A 21453-nucleotide genomic window follows, 5' to 3' on the forward strand; every position below is an offset into this window, starting at 1 on the left:
CGTCGGGGTCTACTTCGTGAGGGATTCGACCGTTTTCGACGCGTTGATCCTGCCGGCACCGAGTTCGGGTTCGCTTCGTCCGGCGCTCGCCTCGGCGTTTCGTTTGATCGCTCCCTCGACCTGCTGAGGTGTCGAATCGGGCGACAGTTCGCGGACGAGACCGACCAGACCGGCGACCTGCGGTGAGGCCATCGAAGTACCGACGTAGTACGCGTACGAACCGCCCGGTATCGTCGATAGAATCCGATTGGTGGGGTTCGGCCACTCGGTGTCGTCCGACAGCGTCTTCTCGATGGTTTCGTATCCGCCGCCGGGTGCTCCGACGTCGATATCGCCGAGACCGTAATTCGAGTAGAACGCGAGTTCGTCGTTCGGACCCGTTGCGCTCACGCCGAGGGTGCTCTCGAGACTCGTCCACATGTCGCGGTAGCCCCCGTGCTGGAGGTCCGTCTCTTCGTTACCCGCGGATACGACGACCGTCGTTCCTCGGCGAAGGGCGCTTCTAACGACGCGCTCACAGATGACGCGTCGGACGCCGCGCGACGTCTGATTCTCCCTCGGCGGACGCGGGTCCCAACCGAGACTCATGTTAACGGCGTCGGCACCGATCCGAGCCGCGTAGTCGATCGCCAACAGGCAGTCGCTAATGCGTTCGACGAGCGGCCCCTCCTCGGGGAACACGCGGAGCGGAACGATTTCGGCGTCGGGAGCCATCCCGACCACGCCCGCCGCGCCGGTTGCGGCGGTGATTCCGGCGACGTGCGTTCCGTGCGCCGCGACCGGTCCGCCGTCGGGACCGAACTCACCGTCGACTACCGATCGACCCAGTTCGCGGTTCACGTTGTCGGCGAGGTCCGGATGGGTGTGGTCGACGCCCGTATCGACGACGGCGATGCGCGTTCCCTTCCCGGTCGCAGTATCGTGCGCGTCGAACGCGTCCGTGATTCGTTTATCCCACTGCAGGTCGGCGTACTCGGCGTCGGTCGGTGACCCCGTCGAATCGACCGGCGGCGCTTTCAGTTCGTACGCGCTATCCGGCGCGACCTCGCGGACGCCGGGAATCCCTCGAACGTCGGATGCGGCGTTCGCCGGTCCGCGGACGAAAAGGAGGTTCGCGGCGGAAATCTCGTTCCGAACGGCGTAGCCCGCTCGTTCGAGTCTCCGAGCGACGTTGTCGCTTCCCGTCGTCACGAGGTACGTTTCCTCTTCGGACGCGCTTCCCGGCGCAGTTGCCGCGAAGCCGACGGTCGTCGCTGCGATGCCCTTGAGGAACTTTCGACGTTCTGATTTTATATCCATCGTGTCTCGGTATAAAAAACACTGAGAGCTAATAAATTTTTCTCAGACAAAATTTGTGACATGTCTCCCACCCTCTCATCGGACGATGACGCAGCAATCGCGGGAGAGAACGCGAGCGAGTAACCCGCGTCGGCAGTTTCGATTCGCGACTGCTTCGTCCGACCGCTAGCTTCCCACGATGGCACTGCGGGAGGTGCCGACGGACGGCGACCGCCCCGGATACCGCTTATCCCGACCAACCTCGCATCGATATCCGAGAAACGTTCGGCGGGTTTTTCGGACGCCCCCGGCGACACGGAATTCAGTGCATTTACCGGCGTCGGCGACCCTCGGGCGCTCCCGAGCGAGAGAATCGAGAGCGGGTGGCGAGGGCGCTAGGTGTTTAGCCCGTTCGCCTATACGGTCGCGGGCGAGCAGAGACGGTGAATGAGAACGCGAACGCACACGGAAAGAGAGACGCGGAACCCCCTGTTCACGGTCCTGAAAACGAGACGACGGCGGTCGATTCTTAGACACCTACTCGACCGAACGACGCTCTCCGAGCGCGAACTGGCCCTCGCGCTCGCGGCAACCGAGCGAGGCATCCCCACCGCCGACGTCCCGAACGAAGAAGCGAGGGACGTCCGTCTCGATATCCGCCACTCCCACCTGCCGGTGTTAGAAGACCACGGCCTCGTGACGTGGGAGCGGAAGGAAGAAACCGTAACCGCGACGGACCACGCCTCGCTCGCGGACTCGCGGTTTCACCGGCTCCTCGGGGTGGAGGGCGACGGAGTCGACGACGTACTGGTGAGTTTATCGAACGAGCGCAGACGTCTCCTCCTCGCGATTCTCCGCGACGATCCCGCGCCGAGTTCCGTCCGTGAACTCGCTCGAGAAATCGTCCGGCGGGAAACGGGCGAGACGTCGCCGAGTCGAGCGTCGCTCGACGAAATCGCGGTCACACTCACCCACACTCACCTTCCGACGCTTAGCGGCGCCGCCGTCGTCGATTACGACGCCGAATCGGGTCGCGTTGCGTACTCCGAACACCCCGTGCTGGAGGAACTCCTCGGGGTTCTCCGCGAACCGGACGACCGTCTCGTCGACAAGCTAGACGGCTTCCTCGGGGGGCTGCTCGCCTCGTATCGGCGAGCGAGCGAGTACACGGCGGACCCCTTCGACCTGCCGAACTTCTGGAGCGAGTCGCACTATGGCTAAACCGCCGGAGCTGTGGGCGTTCATCTTGACCAACGCACTGCTCTTCATCACCGGCTGTCTCTTGACGGCGTTGAGCTACCTCGCGTACTATCAGAATCCGAAGAAGTCGTCGTACCGTTACTCCACCGTCGGATTCGCGTTCATCGTTCTGGGCGGACTCATCAGTCCGGTGTATCGACTCGGTATCCGTAGCGACTACCACCTGGACGCTAGCCAACGGTTGATTCTCCAATCCGCCGAAGCTATCTTGCTGGCGTTGGGACTCGGCCTCCTCTTCTACGCTGTCGTGCGCCACGACGGGAGTTCCTCGACCGTCGGCGGCGTCGGTCCCGCCGATTCGGACTTTTACGACGCCGACGACCGGTGGCACAGAAATTGAGGAGACCGCGACCGGGTAGCGACTACGATTCGTCCGCGTCGCTCAGTTGCGTCTCCCACTCGCTCACCGTCTGCGTGCACTCGCCCACGAGTTCCGCCGGGTTCCCGATCGCGGTACAGCGAGGCGGAATCGAGTCCAGAACGACGGACCCAGCGCCGACTTTCGCCTCCGTCCCGACCGTTATCGGGCCGAGCAGGGTCGCGCCCGCTCCTATCGTAACCCCGTCCTCGATCGTCGGGTGGCGCTTTTCGCGTTTCATCGAATCGCCGCCGAGGGTCACGCCGTGATAGAGCATGACGTCGTCGCCGATCTCGGTCGTTTCGCCGACGACCACGCCGGCGCCGTGGTCGATGAAGAACCGACGACCGATCGTGGCACCCGGGTGGATTTCGATTCCCGTCAGGAACCGGGCGAACTGCGAGAGGATGCGGGCGAGGATGTAGTGATCCCGCGACCACACCGCGTGAGCGACGCGGTGGAGCCAGATCGCGTGCAGTCCCGGATAGCATAGGACGACCTCCAGCGGATGGCGCGCGGCGGGGTCCTTTTCTAACGCGGTTTGAACGTCCTCCGTGAGTCGGTCGATCATCGCTCTGTGGGTACTAGGTCCCCCGTTCACAAAAAGTCCTCCACGAGCGTAAGCGTGGATTCGAGGAGTCTGTACGCCTCGCTTCCACGAGGCGTTTCGCGGGGTCTTCACGGAAAGCGCGGTCATCGCGGGCGGCGATTCGGAGCGAACTACGCGCGGGCTCGGAGCGTTCAGCACGCCGTTACTCGTCGATGCTCGACTGGCACGCCGGTTCCGGCGCTCGCCAGGCGACCGCAACGCCGCAGACCGCGAGCGCGCCGGCGACGACGAACGCCGCAGTGAAGCCCGCGACGTCGACGACGACGCCGCCGGCTATCGGCGCGAGGAATGCGCCTGCGAGTCCGATACTGGTCTGAAACGCCACCGCGGTGGCCGCCACGCGGGGGTCGACCACCTCCCGAACGTACGTGAACGATAGTCCGAGCGTGAGTTGGACCGCGAACCCGGAGACGAGCAGGAGCAGAACGAGTACCGGAATCGACCGGAAGTGCGTGAAGCCGAGGACGAGCGGTGCCGCCAGACAGAAGGACCCGAGGAGAACCGGTTGCCGCCGTCCGTCGAACAACCGGTCGGAGAGGACGCCGCTACTTATCCGGGCCAAGACGCCGACCGCGGGAAACACCGCGACGAGCAGTCCGCTCAGCCCTAACGAGAGACCGACGACCTCGGTGAGGTACGAAGAGCCCCAACTGTTCACGAACAGGTACAGCGAATAACCGAGGAACCCGAGCGTGCCGACGAGCCAGACGCTCCGGTTTCGGAGCACCGCCCCGAACTCGCGGAGCGTCGGTGCGTCGCCGCCGCTCCGCCCGAGCCCCCGACTCGTCGGCCAGAACAGAAGCAACCCGAGCAGCGCCAAGCCGTTGTACGCGACGAAGATGGCCGGCCATCCGAACCAGTCGGCGACGAGCGGTCCGGTTCCCTGTCCGAGCGCGAACCCGATGGGACCGCTCGCCGTGAACGCGCCGACGGCGGTCGCTCGGTTGGCGTCGGTCGCGGCCCGACTCACGATATCGATTCCGGCGTTCCAGACGACGACGTACGCGACGCCGCCGATCGCTCGCGACGCGATGACCGAGCGGTAGTCGCCGCTCCGGCCCGCTATCCACCCCCAGATGCCGACGACGAGCAGCGCGAGCACGGCGAGCGCCATCGCGCGTCTGGAGTTCGTCCGGTCGAGCACCGCGCCGACGGGAAGGCTCGCGACGACCGCGGTTCCGAACATTATCCCGACGAGGAGGCCGGCGGCCGCCGGAGTGGTATCCAGCGAGTCGCGAATCAGCGGCGTCACGCTCGCGGGGACGATTTCGTAGGCGGCGAGTCCGGTCGAGACGAGGCTCGCCCCGACGACGAGCCCCCACGTAGTCCGGGCGCTTCGCGCGGTCTCACCCGCCTCGCCGGTCGTCGCTCGGTCGTCGCTCGTTCCCGTCGTCATTCTTGGAGGGGTCGGACGTTCGTACTCGACGCTCGGGGATGGGTGTTCCGATACGGGCGATTTCCGAGGGTTCGTACGTCGAAGTTCTCGAAGCGGATTAGGTCTTCGAGGGTCGGAACGGACCGAAACGCCACGTCTCAGGGTTCTTCGAGACGGTATTCGACCTCGACGCCGACGGAGACCTCGATCGGGCCACTCTCGAGGCTTCCCGACTCAGCCGTGTCCATCGCCACTGCCCGGCCCGCCCGCAACCGGCGGGGTCGCGAGACGTGGTCGGTCACCATCGACCGCACGCTGCCGACGGTCACGTCCTCTGGGGCTGCCGCGGCGGTGGCGTTCTTCCGCGCCGTGACGACCGCGTCAGCGATCGCTTTCCGTTGGAGGTCGCGTCGGGTCGCCGTCCGGAACGTGAACGCGACCTCGTCGATTTCGACGCCGGCCCCGTCAACAGCGGCCGAGAGCACGTCGTCGAGGCGGTCGAGGTCGAAGACGACGACGGCGACGGTTCGGTCGCTTGGTACGGTTGCGTCGCGGAATCGGAATCCGATTGCCTCATACGGTCCGGGGGGAACCTGCCGAATTCGAAACTGACTCGGTCGGATTCGGTCGTCGGGAACCCCCACGGCACCGAGTTCTTCCCGAAGCGCCGGTGACCGATTTGGCACTTCGCGGCGGGCGGTCGTGACGTCCGGTTCGACGGCACGGGCGACGAACCGGAGGTCGACTTCGTCGGGTGGAGCAGTCGTCCGACCGACGGCGGTGGTCGTGATCGTCCGGTCGTCCGTACACGACCACGTATTTCGATTGAGAAACCCGTTTCCGTGGGTACAGTAAAACTCGGGGCCGGGAGAGCGTGCACGTACGCCTTCAGGCCGCCTCGATGGCTTCGTTCAGGATGCCGATACCGAGTTCTATCTCGCGCTCGGTCGAATCGAGGGGCGGGAGCAGGCGGACGGTCTTCTCGCCGCAGCCGAGGACGAGCAGCCCCCGGTTCAGCGCCTCCGCGACGACGGCGTCGCGTCGGTCTTCCGCGTCGAACTCGACGGCGAGCATCAGACCCTTGCCCCGAACGTCGACGACGTGCGGCGCGTCGGAATCCCGGAGCAGTTCCTTCGCTTGCCGCCCGCGCTCGGTCGCGTTCGCGAGCAGGTCGTGTTCCTCGATGGCCTCCAGCGTGAACACGCCCTGCATCGACGAGAGGACGTCGCCGCCGCCGAACGTCGACCCCAAGCGGTTCTTCTCGGTCGGGAAGACGTCCGACCGCGAGACGGTCGCGCCGACGCGGAGCGCCTTCGCGCTGGCGATGACGTCCGGTTCGATGGGGTAGTGGTCGGAGGCCCACATCTCGCCGGTGCGGCCGACGCCCGACTGGATTTCGTCCACGACGAGCGGGATGTCGTACGTCTCGCAGACGTCGCCCACCTCCCTCATGAACTCGGTGCTCGGGAAGCGATAGCCGCCGACCCCCTGAATCGGTTCGAGGACGACGAACGCTATTTCATCGGGGTTAACGTGGCCGCCTTCGGGTTGGAGCGCGTTCCGGAGCTGCGAGCCGTCGCGTCGGAAGAACCCGCAGTCGCAGTCGTCGGCCGTGCCGCGGCGACAGTCGCAGAAGGGAACCGTCCGAACGCCGGATATCTCCGGGTAGTGGCGCGTGTACACCTCGCTCGACCGGGTGAGGGAGAGGGTGCCGAGCGTCCGTCCGTGGAAGCTGGATTCGAACGCGTAGGCGTACTTGGCCGTCGGATTGCGGTCGTGACTTATCTTCATCGCGTTCTCGACGGCCTCCGCGCCGGAGTTCGAGAGGAAGACGGTGTCCATCCCGTAGTGGCTGGACGCGTCGGCGAGTTTCTCCATCAGGTGGCTGGCGCCGGGGAACTCCGTCGTCTCCGGGTCGTCCCCCGCGCCGAAGTACATGTCCTGTCCGGCGATTTTCATCGGCTCGACGAGCGTGAACTCGCGGAGTTTCCCGACTACCTTCTCGTTGTTGTAGCCGAGGGGTGCCGCGCCGATGTGGCATGTGAAATCGAGGAGGACGTTCCCGTCCACGTCGGTGACGAACGGCCCGTCCGCCTCGCCCGTCACGTCCCAGACGAACTCGTGGGAGTACTCGCTCGGTGCCGCGTGCGACCCGTGGAACTCGATCCACTTCCGGGCGTTCGGGCCGGGAAGCGCGTCGGCGTCCGGTTCCGCCGTGTCCCTATCCATACACAAAGAGTGTATATGCCGTTAATTAAAACTTGTTATGATTCGGCCGAGAGGAGGGCCTCACCGGTCAGTCGTCGTCGGCCGGATCCTTCCGACCCGGCGTTTGCTTTGCCGCGTCTCCGGTGCCGAAGATGGTCGTCTCGTCCTGCAATAGGATGCTTCCGTACTCGTCTTGGAACGTTCTGATGAGGCCGATAACCGCCACCGAACAGACAACGAGGAACGGGCCGCCGGTGGTTATCGCGGCGGCTTGAAGCGCGTCGGCGCCGCCGATGACCATCAAGATGGACGCGACAGTGCCCTGCAGCACCGCCCAGAAGATGCGGTTGATGGACGATGGGTGTTCCTTCCCGCCGGTCGTCATCATCGAGACCGCGAGCGTCGAGGAGTCCGCCGACGTGACGAAGAACGTCGTCACGAGGACCAGAAATCCAACGAGGAACAGTTGGCCTAACGGGAGCGCGCCGTAGAGGATGTACCCGGAGACGGCGGAGCCGAGATTGGGGTTGTTGATGGGGCCGAGGGCGTTCACGACACCGGTGTGCTGCAACCAGACGCCGGTGCCCCCGAGGACGACGAACCACGGAATCGTCGCCATCGCGGTCGCGCCGATGCCGGTGAATGCGACCTCCCGAACCGAGCGACCGCGCGAGATGCGCGCGATGAATAGGCCCGCGAAGGGCGACCACGCCAGCGGCCACGCCCAGTAGAACACCGTCCACTGGTTCGCCCACTTACCACCGCCCGTCACGTGGGTGAACAAGCTCATCTCGAAGAAGTCGCCGATGAGGCCACCCATGGCCTGCGTTCCGACTTCGAGAATGAAGACGGTCGGGCCGACGATGAGGGTGCCGACCATCAACACGAAAAAGAGGGTCATGTTGAAGTTCGACAGCCGACGGATGCCGCGGTCGACGCCGAACAGCAGCGACGTGGTGAAGATGACCGTCATCCCGGTGATGATGGCGATGGTTCCGGCGTCACCGAGTTGGATGCCCCACCGGTACTGCAAGCCGGTGAGGAACTGGCTCCCGATGAAACCGAGCGAGGTCGCGACGCCGCCGAGGGTGGCGAACACCGCGAGGATGTCGACGAGGGTTCCCCAGAAGCCGTCCACGTTATCCGCTCCGAGGAACGGCGTCAGCATGGCGGAGACCCGGAGCGGCGCGCCGTAGTTGTAGACGAAGTAGCCGATGCCCAGTCCCATCACGGTGAAACACGACCACTGAGTGAGACTCCAGTGGAACAGCGAGTACTGCACCGCGATGGGCATCGCCGCCGCGGACTGGTCGGGGACGTTGTACAGCGGCGGAACGCTCCCGTAGTGTGTGAGCGCCTCCGCGGGGCCCCAGAAGACGATGCCCGCCGCGAGTCCGGCGGAGTACATCATCGCGAAGTACGAGAAGTAGCTGTACTCGGGCGGTTCGTCGCCCAGTTTCAGCTTCCCCCACGGCCCGAAGATGAGGAACCCGAGGAAGAGGACGAAGCCGAGCATGCCGATGAGGAACGCCCAGTTGAAGTGGGCGAGCATGAACCCCTGTACCGCGTAGACGACGTCGCCCGCTGCTTTGGGACTGTACGCGAATATCGCCACGAAGAGGAGCGTGATTCCGGCCCCGAACGCGAAGATGGTCGGCTCGATTTCGTCGAAGAACTCGGCGATCGCACCCTGCTCGTTCGACCGACTCATGCCCGCTCACCCCCTTTTCGGCGATTCGACCGCTCGTCCGCCGCGTCGGGAGTTCCCGTCTCGCTCCCGAACGACCGCAATTCCACCCTCTCGGGGCGTTCTTTCGGTTGTCGATTCACCTGCGCGCGGTCACACCGGTCGTGCGGTTTGAATTTCATGATTAGTGTGTGCTCTCATCGACCATGCCGTACGATACCATACACGCAACCAGTCGTGAAAGACCCTGATAAATATTACGATTATTGAACCCCATGGTTACAGAATACGTTTACTAACTTCGTTCGAGAACGTTAATTGTGTATAGCTATAACAGAGTAGTTGGATACCATACACTAACGAGCCGGGTGTCAGCACGGCAATCAGTATTCGCTTTCCATGTAGAAATTACGATTGTTATTTATATAAATATTAGTAGATATTTGAAGACTTTTGTTTCTAAATCGCGCGTCCCATCTCCTCGAAGCGCTACGATTCGACGAATCCACTGGGAACCACCGGGGTTTCGAACCGAACGTCGAACGCGTTCGACGTTCCGTAACCCTTAATCCAGACCATACACAAAATCTGTGTATGTCCGACCAGTCCGACGAGAAAGAGTCCCCGAACGAACTCGCCTACTCCGCGGATCGGGATAGGGGTATCCTCACGCCGAGCGACAGGGAGTACCTCATCGGACGGAAGTCCGATTACACCGAACACTCCAAGAAGCAGAAGCGGAATCGGATTCGACGCCGCCTCCGCAACGCCATCCTCGATTTCACGATACTCTTCGAGCACTTAGAAGACCGCGACCGGGAGACCGTCTTCAACCCCGACGACGACGCGAGGGACGCCTACACCCGGGGTATCACCGACATGCTCGCGTTCCTCCACCTCGGAACGATGGGCTACTACACCCCGTTCAAGGACATGCTCGCGCAGGGCGTCAACAAGGCCGAACAGGAACTCGCGGGTTCGGACTACCGCATGGTGACCGTCGATTTCAACGTCGACCCGGTCGGTCGCATCGACGTGGACGAGGTCATCGACAAGCTCGAATTCGGCGACTTCGAGGACATCACCGACGAGGAACTGCGCGCGTTCGTCCGCCTCCTCGCCGAATCCGGGGACTTCTCCGCGACCTCCATGCGGTCCGAGATGAAAGAACAGATGAGCGAGTTCATCGAGAAGGTCGACGCCGCGACCGAGCGGCGCGACCAGCGGGTCGAAGAGTTGAACGACTAGTCCCGTCGAACCACTCTCAGCCCCCTCTCGTTCGCGGTGCCAACGAGAAATGAGCGCGCTTACAGCAACTACGGCCTCGGGCCGGCGACGGTGGTTTTTACGAGCTCCTCCCCTCGCATCGTTGTCGACCGAGACTGCGCGTCCGTGCGTACCCTCGTAAATTTCCATCGCGTTCGCCGTGGACTCGTAGCGCCCCCTCGGATTGAGCACGCGGAGAGTTTATCCTCACCCACTATTCTCAGTAATTTATAAATGGGAGAAAGCTTATTTTACTGCTCCAAGAAGTTCGATCCATGCCTCGCTCACGACGAACCCTCCTCAAGACGACGGGACTCGCACTCAGCACAGGGACGCTCGCATCGGCTGCCGGGTGTCTCAGCGACCCGTTGGTTGGCAGCAACAGCAGTCCAGATGAACCACCGACGTCGTCTTCGTCGGGGGGAACCGCAACGACGGATTTCACGCGGTGGCTCCCGGATCCGACGACCACCCCGCTCCGAGATGACTACGGGATTCGGTATTTCGACATCGAAGGTATCCGTTCCCACCGGGATTCCACCCACGAGAACGCGTACTCCCGACTGGAATCTCAGATGTTAGGCCCCGCTTCCAGCGAGTACGTCGACGCGGCCGCAGTCGACGCCGCGATACAGATCGACTTTCACATGAAGTTGGCCCTCGGGTCGTTCGACCCGAAGGAAATCGGCGAGAAAATCACCGACGACGGGCAGTCGACCACGGCAACCTCGACGCAGAGTCACACGACGGCGACGCGAACCACCTGGCCGGAGCCGGAACGCTACCGCGGGTTCGACCTCTACGGCACGGAGCACGTCTACGCCGTCTCGAAGCACGCCCTGATGGAGGTGTCCCCGATGCGCGAGGTCGACGCGGTCGAGTGCGCGAAGGCTATCATCGACACGTCCGCTGCGAAGACGAGTCAGTACGTCGACGGTAACGAGTACGTGGCGGCGATGCTCGGAGTCGTTGACGCCCCCCACGCGCTCTGGTGCTACCCGGAGGCGATGGACGGATCGACGTCGCGCGGCTTCCGGAAGGACATCATCACGGGAGGGCTCAAATCGTGGCGATTCGGAGCTGAGACGACCCACCTTACGTGGGCAAACACCTACCCCGACGCTGAAACGGCGGAGAGCGGAGAGCTGTCGAACTACATCGACTCGGAATCCGATCGGTTCGGTGCGTACGACGGGCTCGATGTCAAAATTGAAGGCCGGATGGCCTGGACCGACGGCACGATTCCGACGGAGGAATTCGATCATCTGGCGCCCGGCGGCCCGGGCGAGGGCGTCACCACCTCCCACCAGTCCCGCCGCAGTCCCTTCTGAAGGCTACCGTCGCCGCGGGCGATTTCGGTAGCCCACGCGAGCGCCAGTCTCCCCGCGTCGGGCCCGCTTCGCGTCCGTTCGAAGGCGATCGCAGTGCCATCCGCTGACGCGACCGTTTCCGTATTTCTCTCCGTTGGCGCTCCTGTCAGAGGACGGTTTACCCTGCGTCCTCTCCGCGGCGTCGTCACGCGGCATCACCGGCCGAAAAGTTCACCGGTCCGAAAGGGAGTGCGGCGGACTCGAATGGGTCAGCCGGCGACCGGTACGCGCCGTACCGGTAGCGCGACGTCGCACCCCCGACCGGGATCGGGAGTTTCGACGGGGCGGAAACGACCGGCTCCGTTTCGAATTCTCAGCCCAGATACGCCACGGCGTCCATCTCGACGCGCACGTCTCCCGGAAGACGAGAAACTTCGACGCAGACCCTCGCGGGCGGGTCGCCGGCGAATCGTGCGCCGTAGGCCTCGTTGACCGCGTCGTAGTCGTCGAGATTCGTCAGGTAGACGGTGACCTTGACCACGTCGTCGAGCCCGTCGCCGCCCGCCTCGCTCACGACGGCGGCGATGTTGTCCAAAACCCGCCCGGTCTGCGCCCGGATGTCGCCGTCCACGTCGTCGCCGGTTTCGGGGTCGACGGGACCGTAACCGGAGACGTACAGCGTGTCGCCGGCGCGAACGCCCTGCGAGTACGGGTTGTCGTTGCGCGGTGCGTCGTCGGTGATGATTCGGTCGGTGTCGCTCATGGTCGTGTTGTGTGTCGAAAGCGTACGCAGCGGTCGGAAAGCGATTCAGGCGGCGCTCTGTCGTTCGGCCGTGACCTCTTGTATGGCCTCGACGATGACGTCCATCGCCCGCTCGGCGAGTTCCTCGGTGAGCACCAGCGGCGGGAGCAGGCGGAGGACGTTCCCGTGTCGTCCGGCCTTCCAGACGAGGACGCCGTGCTCGTAGCAGTACCGCTGGACGGCTTTGACGGTGTCGTCGTCCGGTTCCCCGTCGGCGTCGACGAACTCGGCGCCGATGAACAGTCCCTCGCCGCGAACTTCGCCGAGTCGACCGGTCTCCGCCGCGGCCTCGCGCAGTCGGTCGCGGATGTAGTCGCCGACCTCCCGCCCGTGGGCGAGCAGGTCGTGGTCCTGGATGTACTCGATGGCCCGCGTGCCCGCGCGCATCGCCACCACGTGACCGCGGTACGTTCCCGCGTGGTCGCCCGACCCCCACGTGTCGAGGTCCTCGCGGTACATCGTCGCCGAGAGCGGGAAGCCGACGCCGCCGAGCGCCTTGGCCGTCGTCATCGCGTCGGGCGTCACGTCGTACCACTCGCTCGCCCACCACCGGCCGGACCGTCCGAGTCCGCTCTGAATCTCGTCGAAGACGAGCAGCACGTCGTTGTCGTCGGCGATTTCGCGCAATCCTTCGAGGAAGCCTTTCGGCGGCGTGATGACGCCCCCCTCGCCCTGAATCGGCTCGACGAAGATGCCCGCCGGGTTGGCGAGACCGCCGTAGGGGTCTTCGAGTATCGCCCGTACCTCCTCGAGCGCGTGGTCGACCGCCTCCTGCGGGGTCTTCTCCTGTCCGAACGGGTGGGGGTACGGCGCGTGGACGACGTCCGAGAGGAGCGGCGTGTAGTGGCCCTTGAACCCCTTGTTTCCGGTGAGGCTCATCGCGCCGCTGGTCGCGCCGTGATAGGCACCCCGGAAGGCGATGAGGCCGTCCCCGTCCGTGTTGTACTTGGCGAGTTTGATGGCGGCCTCGATGGCGTCGCTCCCGGTCGGTCCGCCGAAGACGACGCGGTTGTCTCCCCGTAATTCACCCGGCGCTATCTCGTCCAACTTTTCGATGAGTTCGAGGCGCGCGTCGCTCGGAAAATCGACCGTGTGGACGAGTTTATCCGCCTGTTCGTGCACCGCTTCGAGCACGTAGGGGTTCCCGTGTCCCACGTTCAACACGCCGATACCGGCGAACATGTCGATGAACGTGTTCCCATCGGCGTCGCGAATCGTCGCCCCCTTGCCCTCCTCGAAGGCGACCGGAATGTCCTCCGGATAGGCGACGGCGCTACTGTCGATTTCGCGCTGTTTTTCCAGCAGTTCTCGGGAGTTCGGCCCCGGCACGGCGTCGACGTTCGGTGCGTCCTCGTAGTGCAGTTGGTCGATGGGTGGACCGGCCGTCATACGAGAACCCATGCGGAACAGTTATAAATAAGTTGTCCACGGATACCATTCAGGCCATAAACGAAAATTGAACTCGGATGGCGGTTCGAGTTCGGCGGTTGGCGACTTCGGACGCGTTCTTCGTACCGTGCCGACGGCGCGCCGACGAGCCTCGAGACGCGCGAGATCGCGGGACGGAACTCAGCGGGGACGGTACGTCCGCGCGCGATTCTTCCCGTCGGCGACGACGAGCCGATAGTGATCCATCTTGGCGAGGTAGTTGCGAACCGTCCGTTTCGTCTTCGGCTCGTCGACGCGCTTCGCGTAGGCGTCGTAGAGCGCTCCGGGGTCGAGTTCCCCTTCCTCCCGTAGCACCTCGTAGAGCGTGCGCTGGTGCGGATTGAGCTGTTCGACGGTCTTCTGGCGAACTTCGTGGCGGCCGTCCGGAATCGCCTCGCGGACGACGTCGGTCGTGATTCGCTCCGCGCCCGACTGGTCGGCGCGCCGTGCCGCGTTTCTGAGGATACCGATGGCGACGCGGGCGTCCCCCGCCGCGGCGTCGGCGATGACGGTCAACTGCTCGTCTTCGACGGCGTCCTCCGAGAGCCCCCATCGAGCGCGGGCGCGGAGGATGGAGACGAGTTCGTCGAGGTGGTACTTCTCGAAGGGGATGCGGACGCAGGTCTGCAACCGGCTGGTCAGGCGACCGTCGAGTTGACTGAACAGCTCCGCTTCCCGATTGGTGATGAGTATCGTCGAGACGTTCCGCATCCGGTAGAGGTCGTAGAGGACGCTTTTGTCCTCGAGTTGGTCGACCTCGTCGAGGATGACGACGAACTGCGGGCCGTCGTACTCCCGAAGTCGGTCGAGCAGTTCGTCCTTCGGCGTCGACCGGCGGTGGATGTCGACCGTCCGGCCGATGCCCTCGAGCAGTCGGTAGAGCACCTGAAACCGGGTGTACTCCTGCCAGCAGTTTACGTACCGGGTGTCGATGTCGAGAACGTTCTCGCGCAGGCGCTCGACGGTGTAGTTGGCGATGCAGGTCTTTCCCGCACCGGACGGCCCGAGCAGGAGCGACGTTTCCCCGGTCCGCCCGTCCATGATGGGCCTGAGCGCGTTCGACAGGGCGTTTACCTCGGGATTGCGATGCTCGACCTCGTCGGGGATGAACTGGGACTGTAAGACGCGAGCATCGCGTATCATGGTCTACGGGGTCGATATTTCGTCCGACGTAATAAACGAAACTGCGTCGGTTCCGATTCTTCCGATTCGTTCCGAGTTACCCAAAGGAGATGAATTGATAAATACATCTCGGTGAGGAGATATCCAAGACGAAATTCGGCGAAACTCTTACGTGGTATCCTATCATCACCATAGACGGTGTAAGAGTATGTCTACCAAGGAGGGAGAGGAAACGAACTCCATCGACACTGATAACGTTCCAGAAGGGAACGCCGCCCCGACGCGAACCGTCTCGCTCTCGGTCAGCACGACGCTGGAACTGCTCGCTAGCTGGGAGCGGAGAGCGGTTCTCGAATTTCTCAGGGAGAGACCGGACGAAACCGCGACGGTCAGCGAACTCGCGGAGCAACTCCGGCGACGGAAGGACGAATCGCTGGACGAACGAGCTCGCGAGTTCGCGGTGATGCTCTCGCACGCTCACCTTCCGAAACTCGAAGACGCGGGCGTTATCGAGCGCGACGGCCGAGACGTTCGCTACCGGCGCGTCGACCGCCTCGACGACTGGCTACTCCTGATTCGATCCGAGGAGACGACCTGACGAACGGGACGGCCGACCGCCTCCGACGAGCTCGCTTTTCGACGATTTCGGCGCGTTCGAGCGATAGCGATGAGCGACGGCGATTCGACCGTCGTTCGGTCGCTGTCGAGGATGCCGGGCGGGGGCCCTCCCGCAACTGCGTCGCCCGCGCGGGGCGCGACGGGGCTACTCGTCGCCGAACAGGGACGGTTCGTCCTCCTCGTCGGTTTGGAGGAGCGGGACGGGCGGCCCCCAGAGGTAGCAGTGTTCGCCCCCGCACTCCGGGCAGTCGTACGTGGCGATTCCCTCCCCGTCGCGCACGTCGGTGTCCCAGTCGTCGGGGTCCGTGTGTTCGGTCGCTATCGGTTCTAACGTCTCCGGACATCGAATCTCGACCCGGTGGTCCCGGTCGAGATCAGGTCGCTTCTCGGACGCGTTCGTGAATCGGTCGAACATGAGTATCGGTGCGATTCGCCCCGGCTCCGAGACCGTTCGCACGCCGTAGCGTTCTTGGGCACTGGAGCGATACCAATGCGTCGATTTCAGTCTCGTACCTAACCTGAAAGGGACCTCCGGCGAAAATCGGCCGTTCCCGCGTCGTCGTAGGGTGCGCGACCCGGACGTAGACGACGTCCGCGGTCGCGTCCTATCCGCCGCTCGCGGTCGGTTCGGTGAACAGCGCGTCGAAGAGCTTTCGTTCCGCGAGGCGGACGTGCCGGTGGAACGTCGGCGCGCTGACGCCGAGCGAGTCTGCGACGTCCTCGCCGGTGCTGTCGCGGGGCCACTCGAAGAAGCCCGAGTAGAACGCCGTTTCGAGGGCGACCCGCTGACGCTCGGTCAGTTCCTCCGCGAAGACTCGCTCAGTCCGATCCGACGCCACGTCGTAGCGGGTCGCCTGTCGCCGCGTCACCATCTCGGCGTCGGGAATCTCGCGTTGAACCGTGTCGATGACGCGCCTCACGTCCGCGCTCGGGGGGAGGTGGATGGTCATGTGAAAGTCACCGTCTCCGACGGCGACTCGCTCGATGTAACCGCCGTGGGACGCCACGGCCGAGACCACGGGCGCTTCCGAGAGACGAAGCTCGAACCGGATATCGCCGAACTTCTCGCTTAGTTTCGTCAGTTCCTCCCAGCCCGGGAGTCGCTCGAAGAGCGTCTCGAACGCGTCCCACGTCTCGTCGGTCGTCGTTCCGTACTGGAGGTACGTCCCGTCGCCGATGGGGACGGTTCGGTCGAGGACTATCGTGTCGTCGGCCGACGCTTCGATGCCCACCGCCTCGAAGACGTCTCGGACGAGCAGTTCGACCTCGACGAGTTCGTCGCTCATCAGCGCCTGCTTTCGCTCGACGGACGCTATCGCGTGGCCGACGATCTCTCCCAAGTGTCCGATCACCTCCCGTTCTTCGCTCTCGAACGCGTCGGGGCGTTCCGTGTAAACGCTCAGAATCCCGTAGAGGGTGTCGTCGTGGACGACCGGAATCGAAGCCGACGACCGATAGCCGTACTTGAACGCGTACTTACGCCACGGTTCGAAATCCGGGTCGGCGCTGACGTCCGTCATGACCTGCATCTCTTTCGTTCGAATCGCTCGACCGGTCGGGCCGCGACTCGTCGGGTCGTCGGGGTCGATCGAGAGCGGAATTTCGTCGAGGTAGCCGTCGACGCCGGCTTCGACCCGCGGCGTTATCGACCGGGCCTTCGGGTCGACGCCGCTTATCCACGCGAACCGGTAGGAGTTCGACGCGGCCAGATGCTCGCACACCACCCGTTCGATCTCCTCGCGGGTGGACTGCTTGACGAGCGCGCCGTTTATCTCCCTGACGACGGCGTTCAGGTCGTTGAGCGCCGCCAACTGCTCTCGCTGTTGGTTCAGCTCGCGCTCGCGTTCGACCCGCTCGGTGACGTCCCGTATCACGGCCATCCCGGCGAACACCGACCCGTCGTCGTCGGTCACGGGCAGGCACCACGCTCTGAACGACCGCTCCCCCCAATCGAACTCGAACTCGCGGGTCTCTCCGGCCAACGCGGCGCGGTAGTTCGCTTTGAGCAGTTCGCTTACCTCGGGCCGGGAGTACAGGTCGCCGACGCGGACGCCGGCGAACTCCCGCGGGTCGAACCCGTAGTCCGAGAACAGCGTTCCTTCGACGAGCGTGTACCGAAGTTCGTCGTCGTAGAGCGCGACGCTCCCGTTCGGGAAGTTTTCGACGAGCGTTCGGTAGCGGCGTTCGCTCTCCTCGAGTTGGCGCTCGCGTTCGACCCGGTCGCACGCCACCTCGGCGTTCGCGGCCAGCAACTCCACCAACTGCCGCGTTTCGTCGTCGAACGCACCCACGGCCCGCGAGCCGACGACGAGGATTCCGTGCTCGCTCATCGGTACGAACAGCCCGGAGCGCATCTCCGTGACCGATTCGTCGGCCTGTAGGTCGGGCGATTCGCGAACGTCCCGGTAGTAGCGAGATTCCCCCTCGGCGAAGACGCGCCCGGTGATACTGCTCTCGCCCGGCGGTATTTCGGGGAATTCTCCGCGCATGAACCCCGTTTCGACGGACTTCGCCGCGGGGAACAGTCGGTCTCGGTCGTCGTCGAATCGGTAGACGACGACGCCGGGGAGGTCGAGCACGTCGGTCGCCGCGTCGACGACGATATCGAAGACCTCTTCCCTCGACCGCGCGCCGAGGAGCGCGCGGGCGGAATCGTGGAGCGCCCTGAGCGTCCCCTCGAACTGCTTGCGTCCGGTCACGTCCCGGACGACGCCGGTGCGCGCGTAGGAGTCGTCGTCGTAGCGGTACGGCCCGAATCGGCTCTCGACCGGTATCGACTCGCCGTCGGCCGTCCGGAGGTCGAATTCGAGGGTCGCGCCGTCGCGCTCCCCGTCGCGTACCGCTCGGCTGAGTTCCGCGGCGGTGTCGTTTATCGCCTCCGAGTGGACGACCGACCCGTGCATCCCCATTAGCTCGTCGCGGTCGTAGCCGGACATTTCGAGGAACGCCTCGTTCGCCCGCACGAATCTATCGTCGGGGTCGAGCGCGTACACGCCGTCCCAGAGCGTCTCGACGATGGTCTCGTAGCGTTCGCGCTCCTTGCGCTCGGAGACGTCCCGAAGGTACACCGAGACGCCCGTTTCGGAGGGGTAGATGTGAACCTCCAGCCACGCGTCGAGCGGCGCGAAGTACTCCTCGTAGCTCACCGGTTCCTGCGAGTCGACCGCGCGCCGGAAGGCGTCGTACCCCTCGTCCGACCGAGCTTCGGGGAAGCGGTTCCAGACGACTCGGCCGAGTAGCTCCGACTCCTCCGCCCCGAGGAACGTCTCCGCTCGTTCGTTGGCGTACTCGAGCCGTCCCTCGTCGTCGAGCGCGAAGACCGCGTCGTCGACGCGGTCGAACACCTCGTCGAGTTCGTGCTCGAGGTCGTCGCGCTGTCGTTCGAGTCGCCGGGCCTGCTCTTTCAACTGCGTGATGTCGGTGAGCGTCGTGACGACTTGCCCGCCGCCGCGTTCACCCGCCCGCTCGATGGGCGCCGCGTTGACCGACACCCACCGACTCGTCCCGTCGGGTTCCACGAGCCGAACTTCCCGGTCGAACACCGCCGTCCCGGTTTCGAGGCTTCGGACGGAGGGCCACTCTTCGAAGGGGAGGCGCTCTCCCGACGCATCGTACGCCTCCCAGTCGTCGACGTCGAACTCCGAGATGTCGTCGCTCGGCGCGGCGAGCATCGCCTCGGCGCGCGCGTTCGTCCGGACGACTCCCCCGTCCGCCGAGAAGACGACGATACCTATCGGACTCGTTTCGAGGATTCGTTCGAAGCGGTTGCGCTCGACCCGCAGTTCCCGTTCGTACCCGCGCCGTTCGGACATGTCGCGAACCACCGTCGTGTAGCCGCGCAAACTCCCGTCCTCGTCTCGCCGGGGAGTCGTCGAGACGGTCGCCCAGAATCGCGAGCCGTCCCGTCGAACGCGCCAGCCCTCCGTCCGGAATCCCTCGGCCGAGTTCGCCGCGCGGAGGTTCCGTTCCGGAACGCCGTCGCGGACGGCGTCGTCCGGATAGACCGTCGAGACGTGCTCGCCGACTATCTCCTCGTCGTCGTACCCGACGAGGCGTTTCGCACCGGCGTTCCAACTGACGACCGTTCCGTCGGCGTCGAGCGCGAAGACGGCGTACTCCTCGACCTCCCGCACGAGGGACCGAAACCGCTCGCGAGTCTCGCGCAGTTCGCGCTCGCGCTCCTCCCGGCGGCTCGAGCCGTCGGATGCTCCCTCGGCCGCACCCGCTCGCGGCCGCCACCAGACGCGTCCGCGAGCGCCGACCTTCTTGGTCTCCACTTCACCCCGCTCGGCGAGGCGGTTCAATCGGTCGTACGCGGCGCGGCGGGTGCAGTCGAGGACGTCCGCGACTTCGCTCGTCGTCAGCGGTGCCGATGGGGGGTCCGCGGTGGCGAAGACGGCGAGCGTTTCGGCTCGGATGTCCCGCGAGGAGTCCTCCGTACCCATGCGACGACGTCGCACCGAGCGCAGTTAAATCCCCGTCAACGGAAGTCGCCGTCTTCGGCCGCTCTCGACCGGCGAGAGTACGGGACGGCTCCGCGCGCGAAGTTCCCCGAGTCGCCGTCGGCCGAACTCCGGCGAAACGGTTGGATATAATACACTAATTTATTATAGCCAACCGTTAGGGGGTGGCGGTGATACCTCTCGGTAAGCATTGCACTTTCGATGCGGACAATCTAGAGGCGAAACGATGATCGATTTCGGTACACTATCAGCGACTACTCAACTGTCAGCGACCGTTCGACTACCGGTGGCGACGGGGGGGACGGTACGCAACGAGCGGAGCGGGGTATCGATTACCGACGGACGCGGAAGACCGCCGGTACGAGGGGAGGGCGCGTGACGAGGGTCGTCTGCGACGAGTGCGGAACGGAACAGACGGTGACCATCTTCAGTCCGAAGTGCTCCGTGTGCGGGTCGGAGGAACTGACCGTTATCGACGACGAAGACGGGACGGACTCGGAGTAGCGGCGCGCGAGCGGCGAGGGGGACGCATCAGGACGGTGCGTCCGCGTCCGTCGCGCGTTCGAGACGGAACGCGTCGATATCGGTCCCGGTGTCCGGATTTCGTTGGGCGACGACGCGGAGCGTCTCTCGAGCGAGTTCTTCGACGGCGTCGAGTCCCTCGTCGGTGTCCGCGCCTTCGAGGCGGCCGAACGCGATGGACGCGCCGCTCCCGAGCGCGGCGGCGTCGGTCGAGAGGACGCGCCCGTCGCTCCCGATTTCGCGGAGGTGAATCTCCCCTTCTGAGTCGCGCGCCACGACGAGCGCGTCGACCCCGACCGCCTCCACGATGTCGCTCGCCGTCCGGGCGACGCGGTCCACGGTCATCCGTTCGTCCGTTTCGACCCGGTGGCTTCGTAGTTCGGCTTCGAACCGCCTATCGAACTCCTGTATCCCCCCGACCTCGCCGACGACGGCGGCCCCGGCGAAGTCGTAGTCGAACACCCGCCGCACCGCCTCGCTCTCGACCGACCCGCCGCTCGTCTCCCGTCGGTCGCCCGCGAGCACGGCACCCTCGGGGGTGGCGATTCCCAGTACAGTTGCCATGGTCGTGGTTCGACCGGCGGGGAAAAGAGAGTTGTTGCCGACTACCTGACTCCCGTCACTCGACTTCGATTTCAACCACGTCGTCGTCGTCGAACCCCGCGCCGCCGAACTCGTCGCGCAGGGGGTCGGTCACGAGGTCCTCGATGACCAGTTCGAGGTTGCGCTTGTTCGACTTCCAGACGGCGTCGATGACGCCCCCGACGTAGGGGAGCGACCCGCCCGCCACGTCGACGGTGACGTTCGCTATCATCCGCAGGAGCGTCGTGTACGAGACGCCGAGGCGGGCCGCTTCGAGGACGATGTACAGCGAGAGTCCCGCGCTGATGACGTCGCCGACGACCGGGAGCGCGCCGAGCACGGGGTCGATGCCGACCCGGAACTCCGTCCCCGGGACCCGGACGAAGTCGTCGAAGATTCGCGCGACCGTCCGCATGCGCTCGATGGCCGCCCTGTCGACCGTCTCCGGCAGTTCGTCGTCCAGGTCGCCGCGGAACGCGGCGTTTCTGTCGAAGGGTTTTCTGCCCGCGGTCATGGCTGATACCTGTCGTCGCAGTCCAATAAATCCGGTGCCTGCGAGGGAAG

19 protein-coding genes are annotated in these 21453 nt (G+C 64.7%); 6 read left to right on the top strand and 13 right to left on the bottom strand.

The window, feature by feature from the left end; all coding sequences use genetic code 11:
- Nucleotides 1-9: 9 nt before the first annotated feature.
- Complete coding sequence (locus LIX00_RS22045) at nt 10-1299, bottom strand: S8 family peptidase (protein ID WP_227356673.1); 1290 nt, start codon at nt 1297-1299, stop codon at nt 10-12.
- A gap of 426 nt (nt 1300-1725) precedes the next feature.
- On the opposite strand from LIX00_RS22045, the gene LIX00_RS22050 reads away from it, so the two are divergent.
- Both LIX00_RS22050 and LIX00_RS22055 read left to right on the top strand, forming a co-directional pair.
- Nucleotides 1726-2499, top strand: coding sequence for a DUF7344 domain-containing protein (locus LIX00_RS22050; protein WP_227356674.1), 774 nt, complete (start codon nt 1726-1728; stop codon nt 2497-2499).
- Nucleotides 2492-2878, top strand: coding sequence for a hypothetical protein (locus LIX00_RS22055; RefSeq protein ID WP_227356675.1), 387 nt, complete (start codon nt 2492-2494; stop codon nt 2876-2878). The genes LIX00_RS22050 and LIX00_RS22055 overlap by 8 nt, the downstream gene beginning before the upstream one ends.
- Before the next feature lie 22 nt (nt 2879-2900).
- Here the strand turns inward: LIX00_RS22055 and epsC are convergent, their stop codons facing one another.
- The 5 genes from epsC to LIX00_RS22080 all read right to left on the bottom strand — a co-directional run bounded on the left by epsC (nt 2901) and on the right by LIX00_RS22080 (nt 8800).
- Nucleotides 2901-3467, bottom strand: a complete 567-nt coding sequence (epsC, locus tag LIX00_RS22060; protein ID WP_227356676.1) for a serine O-acetyltransferase EpsC — start codon at nt 3465-3467, stop codon at nt 2901-2903.
- Nucleotides 3468-3648: 181 nt separating this feature from the next.
- The gene (locus tag LIX00_RS22065) at nt 3649-4902 is read right to left on the bottom strand and encodes an MFS transporter (RefSeq protein WP_227356677.1); all 1254 of its coding nucleotides are present in this window, start codon (nt 4900-4902) and stop codon (nt 3649-3651) included.
- A gap of 137 nt (nt 4903-5039) precedes the next feature.
- Nucleotides 5040-5672 (bottom strand): SIMPL domain-containing protein, encoded by a 633-nt coding sequence (locus LIX00_RS22070; protein ID WP_227357172.1) that lies wholly within the window; start codon nt 5670-5672, stop codon nt 5040-5042.
- A 97-nt stretch (nt 5673-5769) separates the two neighbouring features.
- A complete protein-coding gene (locus tag LIX00_RS22075; protein ID WP_227356678.1) occupies nt 5770-7110 on the bottom strand; it encodes an aminotransferase class III-fold pyridoxal phosphate-dependent enzyme in 1341 nt (446 codons plus the stop codon).
- 67 nt (nt 7111-7177) lie between these two features.
- Complete coding sequence (locus LIX00_RS22080; protein WP_227356679.1) at nt 7178-8800, bottom strand: BCCT family transporter; 1623 nt, start codon at nt 8798-8800, stop codon at nt 7178-7180.
- Nucleotides 8801-9370: 570 nt separating this feature from the next.
- Between LIX00_RS22080 and LIX00_RS22085 the strand changes: the two genes are divergently transcribed.
- A complete protein-coding gene (locus LIX00_RS22085) occupies nt 9371-10024 on the top strand; it encodes a DUF8102 family protein (RefSeq protein ID WP_227356680.1) in 654 nt (217 codons plus the stop codon).
- Between the two features lie 293 nt (nt 10025-10317).
- Nucleotides 10318-11373, top strand: a complete 1056-nt coding sequence (locus tag LIX00_RS22090; protein WP_227356681.1) for a hypothetical protein — start codon at nt 10318-10320, stop codon at nt 11371-11373.
- 352 nt (nt 11374-11725) lie between these two features.
- Here the strand turns inward: LIX00_RS22090 and LIX00_RS22095 are convergent, their stop codons facing one another.
- The 3 genes from LIX00_RS22095 to LIX00_RS22105 form a co-directional block, all read right to left on the bottom strand.
- A complete protein-coding gene (locus tag LIX00_RS22095) occupies nt 11726-12115 on the bottom strand; it encodes a Rid family detoxifying hydrolase (RefSeq protein WP_227356682.1) in 390 nt (129 codons plus the stop codon).
- Between the two features lie 45 nt (nt 12116-12160).
- A complete protein-coding gene (locus LIX00_RS22100) occupies nt 12161-13543 on the bottom strand; it encodes an aspartate aminotransferase family protein (protein WP_227356683.1) in 1383 nt (460 codons plus the stop codon).
- 180 nt (nt 13544-13723) lie between these two features.
- Nucleotides 13724-14725, bottom strand: a complete 1002-nt coding sequence (locus LIX00_RS22105) for a Cdc6/Cdc18 family protein (RefSeq protein ID WP_227356684.1) — start codon at nt 14723-14725, stop codon at nt 13724-13726.
- 187 nt (nt 14726-14912) lie between these two features.
- Between LIX00_RS22105 and LIX00_RS22110 the strand changes: the two genes are divergently transcribed.
- Nucleotides 14913-15302 carry a DUF7344 domain-containing protein gene (locus tag LIX00_RS22110; protein ID WP_227356685.1) on the top strand — a complete coding sequence of 130 codons (390 nt, stop codon included), beginning with the start codon at nt 14913-14915 and terminating at the stop codon, nt 15300-15302.
- Between the two features lie 165 nt (nt 15303-15467).
- Here the strand turns inward: LIX00_RS22110 and LIX00_RS22115 are convergent, their stop codons facing one another.
- Together LIX00_RS22115 and LIX00_RS22120 are read right to left on the bottom strand one after the other, a co-directional pair.
- Complete coding sequence (locus tag LIX00_RS22115) at nt 15468-15779, bottom strand: hypothetical protein (RefSeq protein WP_227356686.1); 312 nt, start codon at nt 15777-15779, stop codon at nt 15468-15470.
- A gap of 148 nt (nt 15780-15927) precedes the next feature.
- Complete coding sequence (locus tag LIX00_RS22120; protein WP_227356687.1) at nt 15928-19767, bottom strand: PAS domain S-box protein; 3840 nt, start codon at nt 19765-19767, stop codon at nt 15928-15930.
- Between the two features lie 393 nt (nt 19768-20160).
- Between LIX00_RS22120 and LIX00_RS22125 the strand changes: the two genes are divergently transcribed.
- Entirely contained in the window at nt 20161-20289 is a 129-nt protein-coding gene (locus LIX00_RS22125) for a glycyl radical enzyme family protein (protein WP_227356688.1), read from the top strand.
- 27 nt (nt 20290-20316) lie between these two features.
- Here LIX00_RS22125 and LIX00_RS22130 read toward each other — a convergent pair whose 3' ends face one another.
- Both LIX00_RS22130 and LIX00_RS22135 read right to left on the bottom strand, forming a co-directional pair.
- Nucleotides 20317-20871, bottom strand: a complete 555-nt coding sequence (locus tag LIX00_RS22130) for an Ntn hydrolase family protein (protein ID WP_227356689.1) — start codon at nt 20869-20871, stop codon at nt 20317-20319.
- Between the two features lie 55 nt (nt 20872-20926).
- A complete protein-coding gene (locus LIX00_RS22135) occupies nt 20927-21403 on the bottom strand; it encodes a DUF4112 domain-containing protein (RefSeq protein WP_227356690.1) in 477 nt (158 codons plus the stop codon).
- Between the last annotated feature and the right edge of the window lie 50 nt (nt 21404-21453).

It is taken from the genome of Haladaptatus salinisoli, from assembly GCF_020614375.1.
In the GTDB taxonomy this organism is placed as follows: Archaea; Halobacteriota; Halobacteria; order Halobacteriales; family Haladaptataceae; genus Haladaptatus; species Haladaptatus salinisoli.